General features: G+C 37.8%; 9 protein-coding genes. 8 read left to right on the forward strand and 1 reads right to left on the reverse strand.

Annotated features, from left to right (window positions below; all coding sequences use genetic code 11):
* Nucleotides 1-31: 31 nt before the first annotated feature.
* The 5 genes from cccB (at nt 32) to CN326_RS08765 (ending at nt 5346) form a co-directional block, all read left to right on the forward strand.
* Nucleotides 32-361 carry a cytochrome c551 gene (gene cccB / locus CN326_RS08745; protein WP_098308350.1) on the forward strand — a complete coding sequence of 110 codons (330 nt, stop codon included), beginning with the start codon at nt 32-34 and terminating at the stop codon, nt 359-361.
* 407 nt (nt 362-768) lie between these two features.
* Nucleotides 769-1455 (forward strand): cell division ATP-binding protein FtsE, encoded by a 687-nt coding sequence (gene ftsE / locus CN326_RS08750; RefSeq protein WP_098308352.1) that lies wholly within the window; start codon nt 769-771, stop codon nt 1453-1455.
* On the forward strand, nt 1445-2338 hold the full coding sequence (ftsX, locus tag CN326_RS08755; RefSeq protein WP_098308354.1) for a permease-like cell division protein FtsX: 894 nt from the start codon (nt 1445-1447) through the stop codon (nt 2336-2338). Before ftsE ends, ftsX begins: the two co-directional genes overlap by 11 nt.
* 122 nt (nt 2339-2460) lie before the next feature.
* Entirely contained in the window at nt 2461-3894 is a 1434-nt protein-coding gene (locus CN326_RS08760) for a S41 family peptidase (protein WP_098308356.1), read from the forward strand.
* 249 nt (nt 3895-4143) lie between these two features.
* On the forward strand, nt 4144-5346 hold the full coding sequence (locus CN326_RS08765) for a PDZ domain-containing protein (RefSeq protein WP_098308358.1): 1203 nt from the start codon (nt 4144-4146) through the stop codon (nt 5344-5346).
* A 190-nt stretch (nt 5347-5536) separates the two neighbouring features.
* On the opposite strand, the gene CN326_RS08770 is transcribed toward CN326_RS08765, so the two are convergent.
* Nucleotides 5537-6430 (reverse strand): LysR family transcriptional regulator, encoded by an 894-nt coding sequence (locus CN326_RS08770; RefSeq protein WP_098308360.1) that lies wholly within the window; start codon nt 6428-6430, stop codon nt 5537-5539.
* A 121-nt stretch (nt 6431-6551) separates the two neighbouring features.
* Between CN326_RS08770 and CN326_RS08775 the strand changes: the two genes are divergently transcribed.
* From CN326_RS08775 to gndA, 3 genes are all read left to right on the forward strand, one after another.
* Complete coding sequence (locus tag CN326_RS08775) at nt 6552-7298, forward strand: SDR family NAD(P)-dependent oxidoreductase (protein ID WP_098308362.1); 747 nt, start codon at nt 6552-6554, stop codon at nt 7296-7298.
* Nucleotides 7299-7686: 388 nt separating this feature from the next.
* Nucleotides 7687-10866: a bifunctional cytochrome P450/NADPH--P450 reductase gene (locus CN326_RS08780; protein WP_098308364.1), complete on the forward strand. Its 3180-nt coding sequence runs from the start codon at nt 7687-7689 to the stop codon at nt 10864-10866.
* A gap of 328 nt (nt 10867-11194) precedes the next feature.
* Nucleotides 11195-12604: an NADP-dependent phosphogluconate dehydrogenase gene (gene gndA, locus CN326_RS08785; protein WP_098308366.1), complete on the forward strand. Its 1410-nt coding sequence runs from the start codon at nt 11195-11197 to the stop codon at nt 12602-12604.
* The last annotated feature ends 97 nt before the right edge of the window (nt 12605-12701 follow it).

A 12701-nucleotide genomic window follows, 5' to 3' on the forward strand; every position in this document is an offset into this window, starting at 1 on the left:
AGGGATTAATTAACAGCAGGGAGCGATATAGATGAAAAAGAAATTGTTGATGATTGTAGCAGGTACATCATTAGCTCTTGCATTAGGAGCATGCGGGAAAACGGAAGAAAGTAAACCTTCTAGTCCTAGTCAACAGGCAAGCACAGATAGCGCTGAAAAAATATTCCAAAAAAGCTGTGCAGGATGCCATGGTAATGATCTAAAAGGATTATCTGGACCATCGTTAGAAAAAGTGGGCGGAAAATATTCAGAAGAAGATATTGAAGGTATTATCGCTAAAGGCCGCGGCATTATGCCAGCTGGTGTAATCCAAGGCGACGATGCGAAAAAAGTTGCAGAATGGCTAGCTGAGAAGAAGTAAGAAAGAAAAGTGGAGCTGACTGTTCAAGCAAGGATGCTAATTTTCTTTTGTATAGAAGAAAATTAGCATTCTTATGCGGTAGTCTTCAGCCATCGCTGTATGAAATTCAAACAAATAAGACCTTTTTACTTGATGACAGAAGGTCTTATTTGTTTGTGTCATGTCATATATTCTGCGCTATGTAACACAACTGTAACAAAGTTGTATCCGAATTGGAAACCGAATAATGGTACAATGTAGGGCGTAGTATCTTTTGTAGAATTTTGAAGAAAAAGTTTTACATACATGAGAAGCTGAAATAGCGATTGTTTAGAGACACAACGAAAGATTGAATATTGCGATCGCTATGGCTAAACAACGAAGAGTATAAAGTGTCGAAAAAAATCATTAATATTGGGTGATAAATAATGATAACAATGACGAATGTTTATAAGGAGTATCCAAACGGCATGAAAGCTGCTAATGGACTCACAGTTAAAATTAAGCAAGGTGAATTTGTATATGTAGTAGGACCGAGTGGAGCCGGGAAGTCTACATTTATTAAAATGATGTATCGTGAAGAGAAACCGACTACAGGTTCTATTAATGTAAATGGTTTAGTAATTGAATCTTTAGCAGAGCGCGATGTACCGTATTTCCGTCGCCAGCTAGGCGTGATTTTCCAAGATTTCAAGTTGCTTCCGAGGTTAACTGTATATGAAAATGTTGCATTTGCTTTAGAAGTAATTGAAGAAGAGCCAGACGCGATTCGTGAGCGTGTTATGGAAGTATTAAATCTTGTAGGTCTTGACGATCGTGCTGATGCATTGCCAAGTGAACTTTCTGGTGGTGAACAACAACGTGTTGCAATTGCAAGAGCGATTGTGAATCGTCCGAAAGTTGTAATTGCCGATGAACCAACAGGTAACCTTGATATGGATACAGCGATGGATATTATGAATATTTTCAAACGCATTAACGAGCGTAATACAACAATTATTATGGCAACGCATAATGCGGATATTGTAAATACAATTCGTCACCGTGTAATTGCGATAGAAGACGGAAAGATTGCTCGAGACGAGATTGAGGGAGGATATGGATATGAAGACTAAAACCCTTAGTCGACATTTACGAGAGGGTGTCAAAAATTTATCCCGTAACGGATGGATGACATTTGCTTCTGTAAGTGCAGTAACAGTTACATTACTGCTTGTAGGTGTCTTTTTAACAGCAATTATGAATATGAACCATTTTGCAACGAACGTAGAGCAAGATGTAGAGATTCGTGTACACATTGATCCAGCGGCTAAGAAAGAAGATCAACAAAAATTAAAAGAAGATATTTCAAAGATTTCGCAAGTCGATTCTATTAAATATTCTTCTAAAGATGAAGAGCTAAAAAGATTGATTAAAAGTTTAGGAGATAGTGGGAAATCCTTTGAGCTATTTGAGCAAGATAACCCATTAAAAGACGTATATATTGTAAAAGCAAAAGAACCAACTGATACAGCAAGTATTGCAAAGAAAATTGAGAAAATGCAATTTGTAAATCAAGTACAATACGGACAAGGTGAAGTAGAAAAACTATTTGATACAGTAAAAGCTGGTCGTAATATTGGTATTGTATTAATTGCTGGTCTTTTATTTACAGCAATGTTCTTAATCTCTAATACAATTAAAATTACAATTTATGCACGAAGCACAGAAATCGAAATTATGAAACTTGTTGGAGCGACAAACTGGTTTATTCGTTGGCCATTCTTATTAGAAGGGTTATTCCTAGGTATACTAGGGTCGATCATTCCAATTGTTGTAATCTTAACTTCGTATAATTCGCTTCAAGCTATGTTTAATGAGAAATTTAGCGGAACAATTTTTGAATTGCTTTCATATAGCCCATTCGTTTTCGAGCTATCTGCGTTATTAATGCTAATCGGTGGATTAATCGGTATGTGGGGAAGCGTTATGTCTATCCGTCGTTTCTTAAAAATATAAGTGTAAAAAGTTGCAAACATATTTCGTACAAGCTTATCATATAGTAGAAATAGATAAAGGCATCGCACAGAGTGTGATGCCTTTTCATACACCATTGTGTGTTCGGAAAGGGGAATTCCGCATTGAAACGTAGAGTTGCGATTATTGGAATGATTGTTGCGTTTTTAATTGGCGCTGGCGGAATGTTCGCAGGTATGCATTGGCTTGAAAATGGCTCTTACACAGTGCAATCAATTACAGGGAAAAATGCCAATGTAAGACAAGCGGATTTGGATAAAATCCGCGAAGCGTATGCACTAATTGATTCACGTTATGTTGAGGATGTGAACGACGACAAGCTTGTTGAAGGAGCTATTCAAGGGATGCTTGCAACGCTGAAAGATCCATACTCTACATACATGGATAAGAAAACAGCAGCGCAATTTGAGCAATCGCTTGATCCAGAGTTAGAAGGAATTGGTGCTGAAGTAAATAAAACGGATGATAAGTTAATGATTGTTTCGCCGATTAAAGATTCTCCAGCAGAAAAGGCTGGTCTTAAACCGAACGATCAAATTTTAACAGTTAATGGAAACAGTGTGAAAGATTTATCCCGTGAAGAAGCAGTTATGAAAATTCGCGGAAAGAAAGGAACAACGGTTACGCTTGAGGTAAAACGTTCCGGAGTTAGTGAGCCGTTAACATTTAAAATTAAGCGTGATAAAATTCCGATTTTGACTGTATTTAGCTCTGTGAAACAAGAGAATGGGAAAGATATTGGGTATATGCAAATCACATCATTCTCTGAAAAAACAGCAACAGAGTTTAAAGATCAATTGAAAGATCTTGAAAAGAAAAATATACAAGGACTTGTTATTGATGTGCGTGGAAATCCAGGTGGTTATTTAACGAGTGTTGAAGATATTTTAAAAGTGCTGATGACAGACCAAAAGCCAATGGTTCAAATAGAACAACGTAATGGTGAAAAGCAAAAGTTCTACACATCATTAAAAGAGAAGAAACCATATCCGATTTCTGTATTGGTCGATAAGGGCAGCGCATCTGCTTCTGAAATTTTAGCAGGAGCTTTACATGAAGGAGAAGGTTATCCTCTTATTGGTGAGAAAACGTTTGGTAAAGGTACTGTTCAGCAAGCTGTACCATTTACGGATGGTAGTAACATTAAACTGACAATGTTTAAATGGTTAACACCGGACGGCAATTGGATTCATAAAAAAGGAATTGAACCGACGGTTGAAGTGAAGCAGCCTGATTACTACTATGCAACGCCAATTCAAATTGAAAAAACGTTGTCTTACAATGATAACGATGAGCAAGTGAAGCATGCGCAAGAGATGTTGAAGAGTCTTGGATATGAGCCGGGGCGTGAAGATGGCTATTTTAGTAAAGAAACAGAAGCAGCTGTGAAAGCATTCCAAAATGCAAACGATATGAATGCAACGGGTCAGCTTGATAAAAAGACAGCAGAAGCAATCCAAAACAAAATTGTCGAAAAAATTCGTTCTGGTGAAAACGATCTGCAGCTACAAACAGCTTTAAAATTAATGGCGAAATAAGGTTCAACTAACCGTTTGGAGATGTTTTTTCTCCAAATGGGAGTTTCACTTTATTTCACTGGTGAAAGATAAAAAATATACAGGCTTACGTAGCCTGTATATTTTTTTTATGTGTTAAACAAACGTTTGATTAATTGTGATAAGATAAAATAAAACTTCCATATCCTACATAATGGCAATTAAGTTCTTGTAGGCAGGAAATCTTACTGCCCATTAAGTGTGGCAGAAATGAAATATATTATATTATAAATGGTGGTGAATCGTTTCGTGGAGGTTTGGTCGTCAGAAATTGTGAAGGCAATTGTGCGTTTCTTTGCACATCCTGCTTTGTATGTTTTCTTTATAAGTAGCTTTTTTGTTGGATATTTACGAGTACTACGAGAACGGAAAGATTTTTCCTTTAAAGTGTATGATATTTTGTATGAATTACGTACATCTGCATTCGCAGGAATTGGTTTTGGACTCATTCTATCATTGATTACAGTTGGAATGGGGCTTGTTATCTCACAAGCAAGTGTGTTTATGATAGCAATTTGGACGGTGTTATTTGCCCTTATTGCTCAATATAGATACTTATCTCCTGCATACACATTCGGAATTGCGATTGCAGCGACGTTATTATCTTCAAAACTTCCAGTCTCTTTCTTACAGCTTCGTGAGGGAGAAGAGAGCAGTGTTGTGTCGTTAGCGATTTTACTTGGACTTATGTTAGTTGTGGAAGGTTTTCTTATTTCTAATAACGCAGCGAACTATTCGACGCCGAAATTACGAAAAGGAAAACGTGGTTTAAATATTGGACTGCATGAATCAAAAAGATTATGGTTAGTACCGATATTTGTTCTTGTACCAGGTGACGCCATAACGCAGTTTGCGTCTTGGTGGCCGGTTGTATCTGTCGGATCGCAAAAGTTTTCTTTATTTTTAATTCCATTTTTAATTGGGTTTACGAGAACAATTAAAAGTTCTGAGCCAAAAGGAGCATTGTTATTTACAGGTCGTCGTGTGTTTGGATTAGCTGCAATTGTTCTTCTATTAGGAATAGCAAGTTACTGGTGGCATACACTAGCAATTGTAGCTATGGGAGTAGCAATGCTTGGCCGTTTAACGATTACTGTGCAAGAACGTTTAGAGGATGAAAAGCGCCCTGCATATTTTTCCTCTCGTGATCATGGCTTAGTTGTATTAGACACAATTCCAGGGACAGCTGGAATAACGATGGACTTAAAACCAGGGGAAATGATTGTGAAAGTGAATGGAATCAGTCCGACCAATGTGGACGAGTTTTACAATGCCCTGCAATCAAAAACAACAGGCGCTTTTTGTAAAATGGAAGTTATTGATACGAATGGTGAACTTCGTCTTGTACAACATGCGATTTATGAAGGAGAGCATCACGAACTGGGAATTGTTTTTGTAGAACAAGAGCATCAGTGGGATACGGAAGTTGTGTGATGTGATTTTGGACAGACTTTTCATTTTGAAAGGTCTGTCCTTTTTTTATCTTTCTCATCGTTTCGCTGTTTGAAGCGATTTCAATTTTAATTTAATGGATTTTCGTACCAGAACTAAGAGGTATGGTATCAAAAATAATTGTTAGATTCATAATGTATCAATTTCTGCATTGGTCCCATCTAATTCTACGTTAAAGTTCATGTTTCAATCTAGTAATGAAGTTCTTACAAATTTGAGGATAATGTTTTCCTTCTGAACGTGCCCATGCAAAATAGACATCTTGCTGTTGAGGACTTTCAAGTTCAATCATTACCACGTCTTTTTCTAGTAAAGTAGACTCACTAGGAAAAGAATAATCTGGACCAATAGTGATAGCTAATCCGTCTCCAATAGCTTTTTGGATAGCATCTGTATTGTTAGTGGTAAAAAGAATATCAGCAGGGCCATATGTAGCTGTAAATTGGTTCATAAACCATTCCATGTAATCATCTTTGTATAAAACTAAAGAATGGGTTAACAGTTCTTCTGGAGTAATTGATTTGTTAAATGCTAAAGGTGAATTACGGTTGACCGCAATAACCATTTTTCCTTTTAATAATGGTTCAAACAATAATCCATTACTTTTATGAATAATGTTTTCAAATAGAATAATTAGGCCCATGTCAATCTTATGTTGGCGAATATCATCTAGTATTTCCTGTGAACCTTTTTCAAATATCTCTATTTTTACATTTGGATAATCCTTTTTAAAATTTGTTACTGTATGAACCAATAACGGCATAGGGCCAGGAATTGTTGCAATTCTTAATTCGCCACGTACGGTATTTGCGAATCCGTGAGCTTCATCCTTTAACTCTTGGATTTTCTCTAGTGCTTCAGCCGCCTTTTTAATGATAATTCTTCCTTCAGCGGTAGGGATTGTACCTAATCGAGAACGTGTAAACAATGATATTCCTAGTTCTGCTTCTAATGCTGAGATAGATTGACTGATAGCAGATAATGTGACATGCATATTTTGTGCTGCAATGGTTAAAGAACCTGCATTTGTAACCTCAACTATGTATTCTAATTGTTCAATGTTCATATAAACACGACCTCTTTTATTAAGTCTTACTTAAGTGATGATAAGTATGTTTTAATAATATTTAATGTACAGAAGTGTTACAATTATTGCAAGAAATCTAATCGCGTATAGGAGGGCTAGTATGATGACAAGAAGAGTTGCTGTAATTACAGGTGGAGGAAGTGGAATTGGTCGACAAACATGTATCAAGTTTGCAAGAAAAGGAGATCAAGTGGTAGTCGCTGATGTGAATGAAACAGGCGGAAAAGAAACTGTAGAACTCATTAAAGCTGAAGGTGGAACAGCTATTTTTGTTAAGACAGATGTTTCACAGTATGAGCAAGTAGAAAATCTAGTTCATATCGCAGTAGAAACGTATGGCCGAATTGATATTATGTGTAACAATGCTGGAATTGGCGGGGCAGGTCCAGTGCTGAATCAAAATATGGATCGCTATGAAAAAGTAATTGGGGTTAATCAACATGGTGTTGCCTATGGAATTATAGCAGCAGGAAAGAAAATGAAAGAATTAAATATAAAAGGTGTAATTATAAATACAGCTTCTGTTTTTGGCTTCTTAGCTTCTCCAGGTACATTTGCATATCACGCAACAAAAGGTGCTGTTATTATGATGACAAAATCTGCAGCGCTTGAATTAGCTGAATACGGAATTCGTGTAGTAGCGGTAGCACCAGGAGTTGTCGATACACCTATTCTTCATGGATATGACAATAGTATGATTGAATCTCTGAAAACGAAAGCTATGGGTAATGAGTTAACGAATCCAGAAGCACTTGCTGATGTAATCTACCTTCTTTCATTAGAAGAAGCAGATGCCATTAATGGGAGTGTAGTAATGGCTGACCACGGATATGTTTCATTTAAATAATGAAATATAAATGTAATTTTTCTAGTTTCTAAATATACGTAATATTTTTGGAATCTTCCGTTAACTTGTTTTGTTTATAATTGAAACGCCCACGATAGAACGTATAAATTTGTGGGGGTAACTGCTGGCATGTGCCTGATTAGGTGAAACTTCCATCAGTGGGGAATGAAAGACCCTCCACTGATGGAAGTTTCACTTTATCCCGCATTAACGGGCAGTAAGACCTAACCTTAAGATTCAGAGAAAACCAAAGAAGATAGGTGGGGGATAACTGCCCGTAAAAGCCCGATTGGTTCAACTAACCATTCGAAGGAAAAACACCTTCGAATGGAAGTTTCACTTTATAAAAATGAATATGAATGAATTTACTTAGGAAAGGATTTTTTATATGAAAGGGACTAGCACTATTCCGCAGCCTAAAACTTTCGGGCCGCTTCGCAATTTACCCTTGTTAAAGGGAGAGGAACCTATACAATCAATTTTAAAGCTTTCGTATGAGTATGGACCAATTTTTCAACTTGAATTGCCTGGAAGGACGCGCACCATTGTTTCTAATCATGAATTAACGGCAGAAGTATGTGATGAATCTCGCTTTGAAAAGAGTATTGGAACCGCTTTACAAAATGTTAGTGCCTTTACTGGCGACGGGTTATTTACGAGCGGGACAAACGAACCAAATTGGCATAAGGCACATAACATTCTGCTTCCTAGTTTTAGTCAGCAAGCTATGAAGGGATATCACTCTATGATGGTTGACCTTGCTATGCAATTAGTTCAAAAGTGGGCACGTCTCAACCCTAATGAAAGTATTGATGTACCAGAAGACATGACACGACTTACGCTAGATACTATCGGGTTATGTGGATTTAATTACCGTTTTAATAGCTTTTATCGTGATACTTCACATCCTTTTATTACTACCATGGTTCGTTCGCTTGAAGAGGCAATGAACCAATCTCAACGCTTAGGTATACAAGACAAATTAATGGTTATGAAGAAACGTCAGTTTAAGCAAGATATTCAATCTATGTTTGATTTGGTAGACAATATTATTGCAGAGCGTAAAGAAAGTGATAATCAAGATGGGGATGACTTATTAGCTCATATGCTGAAGGGGAAAGATCCGCAAACAGGTGAGATGTTAGACGATGAAAATATTCGTTTTCAAATTATTACTTTTTTAATAGCTGGACATGAGACGACTAGTGGTCTATTGTCATTTGCACTATATTTCCTTTTGAAAAATCCTGATAAGCTTAAGAAGGCATATGAAGAAGTAGATCGAGTTTTAACAGAGCCGATTCCTACATATGGGCAGGTTCAAAAACTTAAATACGTTCGTATGATTCTCAATGAGACGTTACGTTTATGGCCAACAGCACCAGCCATTTCACTTTGTGCGAAAGAAGATACACTTCTTGGTGGAAAGTACCATATAGAAAAGGGAAGAGAGGTTACAGTTCTCATACCAAAGCTTCACCGTGATACGAGTGTGTGGGGGGATAATGTTGAAGATTTCCAACCTGAGAGATTTGAAAATATTGAACAAATCGCCACGCATGCATATAAGCCATTTGGGAATGGGCAAAGAGCTTGTATTGGACAACAATTTGCACTTCAGGAAGCTACTTTAGTATTAGGTATGATTCTTCAACATTTTGAAATTCTCAATCATACAGATTATCAATTAAAAGTTAAGGAAACATTAACTTTGAAACCAGATGGATTTACTATGTGCGTCAAACCGCGTAATAAAAAAGTTACCTTCGCTGCTTCTGATTCAAAAGTTACAGTACCAACAGAGCAGGAAGTAAAACATAGCTTTAAAACTGTTGTCGATTCGCATCATACACCGCTATTCGCACTTTATGGATCTAACCTTGGAACAGCGGAAGGGCTCGCACGAAAACTTGCTGACACTGCTCGTTTCCAAGGATTTGAGAGTAAAGTGGCGCCACTTGATGAGTATACTGAAAAACTTCCTAGAGATGGAGTCGTGTGCATTGTTACTGCCTCATACAATGGTAATCCACCTGATAACGCAAAGGAATTTGTGCATTGGATAAGCGAGTTAGAGGATGAAACGCTTAAAGGAGTGAAGTATGCTGTTTTTGGATGCGGTGACCGTAATTGGGCTAGCACATATCAACGTATTCCAAGATTTATTGACGAACAATTGGCCTTAAAGGGTGCTACTCGTCTGACTATGCATGGCGAGGGTGACGTGAATGAAGACTTTGAGTTCCAATTTGATGAGTGGCAAAATCAGCTATGGGAAGATGTGGCAAAAGCCTTGGGTTTAGAAGTTAATAAAAATGAAAAATGTTCGGAAAATAAACTGAAATTACAATTTGTTAGCGAATTGACAAGTACGCCTCTAGCGAAAACGTATGATGCACTTTCGGCGCATGTTATAGAAAATCGTGAGCTTCAAACAAAGGAAAGTGTACACAGTACGCGCCATATTGAAATTACTTTGCCTGAAGGTGTTCAATACCGAGAGGGTGATCATCTAGGAGTCTTACCACAGAATAGAAAAGATCTTGTAGAACGTGTTTTACAACGATATGGATTAAATGGGAAAGATGTTCTTCTTCTAAGCGGAAATGATCACAGTATTGCGCATCTTCCTTTAGAGCAGAGTGTATGTGTGTATGAACTGCTTGCAAATTATGTTGAATTACAAGAGCCGGTGACACGGATGCAACTTCGTGAATTAGCGGCATATACTGTTTGTCCGCCTCATAAGCGAGAGTTAGAAGCTCTTTTAGAGGAAGAGGCATACAAAATAAATATTCTTCAAAAACGTACAACTATGCTTGATTTACTTGAGAAATATCCAGCTTGTGAATTGCCATTTGAAAGGTTTGTAGAACTTCTTCCACCGCTAAAAGTTCGATACTATTCAATTTCTAGTTCACCGCAAATTGTTTCGAATCGTACGAGTATCACAGTCGGTGTCGTAAGAGGGCCATCATGGAGCGGGCGTGGTGAATACTTGGGCGTTGCTTCAAACTATTTGGCCGAGCGACAAGTAGGAGATGCTATCGCATGTTTTATTCGTAATCCACAATCAGGGTTTCACTTGCCGGAAAATCCTGAGAAACCAATTATTATGGTTGGACCTGGAACAGGAGTTGCTCCATTCTTAGGATTTTTGCAAGCGCGTCGTGTTCAAAAGCAAGAGGGGCATAAATTGGGAGAGGCACATTTGTATTTTGGCTGTCGTCATCCTGAACAGGATTATCTGTACCGTGAAGAGCTAGAACGTGCTGGGGAGGATGGATTAGTCATGCTTCATACAGCGTTCTCTCGTTTAGAGGGACAACCTAAAACATACGTACAGCATCTTATGAAACAGGATGCCAACGAATTAATTCGTTTGCTTGATGAAGGTGGTCAACTTTATGTATGTGGAGATGGAAGTCGAATGGCTCCAGATGTAGAGAGAACTTTATGTGAAAGCTATCAAATTTATCATGGTGTTGATGAGCAGAAAGCAAAAGACTGGCTTGATCATTTGCAATCTGAAGGAAGATATGCAAAGGATGTTTGGGCAGGTATATAATTTTTATTTTTTAATTTGATGGTGATGTGGCGGTATCTCATTAATTGAAGTAAGGTAAATATCGTAAAAAACCTAGTTATTCATTTATATGTTCTTCATATTGGATAGCTAGGTTTTTATTTATGGGGGGGAAGCTTAGTTCGTTAGCTTGATAGCGATGCTCCAAAAAGAAAAAATCGCTGCTATGTCCCTATGATTTGGTTTTGCACACATCTCTGCTGAACGCCATGTTAAAATTAACAATGTGGATTACTTGATTAAAGTTTTACTTTAGGTTTATATACTATAGTATAGACAAAGTAACATACATAGAAAGGAACGATGAAATATGCCAAAGCAACAAATTGGAGTTGTTGGTGTGGGCGTTATGGGAAAAAGCCTTGCACTTAACTTTGAGAGTAAAGGGTATTCTGTTGCCCTATATGATATTTCAAAGGAAAAAGTAAATGAAATCATTGAGGAGAACAGTGGTAAAAACTTAGTTGGTACTCATATGGTTGAAGAGTTTGTTAACTCACTTGAATCACCTAGAAAGATTTTATTAATGGTTAATGCAGGGGAAATTACAGATAAGGCGATTGATTCGCTACTTCCTCACCTCGATAAAGGTGATATTTTAATTGACGGCGGCAATACATACTTTGGTGATACAATTCGCCGAAACAAACGTCTTGCCGAAGAAGGAATCAATTTCATTGGTGCAGGTGTGTCAGGCGGAGAAGAGGGCGCATTGAAAGGGCCGTCCATTATGCCGGGTGGACAGAAAGATGCATATGAAAAAGTGAAAGATATGCTTGAAAATATCTCTGCGAAAGTAAATGGCGAGCCTTGCTGTTCTTATATCGGGCCTAATGGTGCAGGTCATTATGTAAAGATGGTTCACAACGGTATTGAGTATGGAGATATGCAGTTAATTTGTGAAGCATATTTCTTCTTGAAACAAACACTTGATCTGACTGCAGAAGAGTTTCACGAAATCTTTGCTGAATGGAATAAGGGCGAACTGAACAGCTACCTAATCGAGATTACAGCAGATATTTTCACGAAGAAAGATGAAGAAACTGGAAAGCCATTAGTGGATGTTATTCTTGATACTGCGGGACAAAAGGGTACAGGGAAGTGGACAAGCCAAAGCGCGCTTGATTTAGGTATCTCCCTTCCTATTATCACGGAATCTGTATTCGCACGTTGTATTTCTGCTTTAAAAGAAGAGCGTGTGAACGCAAGCAAAGTATTATCTGGCCCTAAAGACAAACCAGCACTTGGAATTGAAAAAGCAGAATTAATTGAAGCAGTGCGTCAAGCTCTGTATATGAGTAAAATTTGTTCTTATGCGCAAGGGTTTACGCAATTAAAGGCAGCTTCTGAGGAATATGACTGGAACCTTGATTTCGGCAGCATTTCTATGCTTTGGAGAGGCGGATGTATTATTCGTGCAGCCTTCTTACAAAACATTAAAGAGGCTTATGAGAATAACACTGACTTACCGAACCTTTTACTTGATCCATACTTTAAAGAAATTGTGGAATCATATCAAGGCGGATTACGCAAAATCATTTCATTGGCTGTACAACAAGGTATAGCGGTACCTGCGTTTTCAGCAGCGATTTCTTACTATGACAGCTATCGTACTGCAACATTGCCTGCAAACCTGTTACAAGCGCAGCGCGATTATTTCGGAGCACATACGTATAAGCGAGTGGATAAAGAAGGTACATTCCATACAAAATGGATATAAAGTGAAACTTTAATCATTGGGGGGGCTTCATCCCCCAATGATTAAAGTTGAACCAATCGGGCTTTTACGGGCAGTTTATCTCCCGCCTAACTTCTGT

The organism is Bacillus sp. AFS018417 (assembly GCF_002560985.1).
Lineage (GTDB): Bacteria > Bacillota > Bacilli > Bacillales > Bacillaceae_G > Bacillus_A > Bacillus_A rhizoplanae.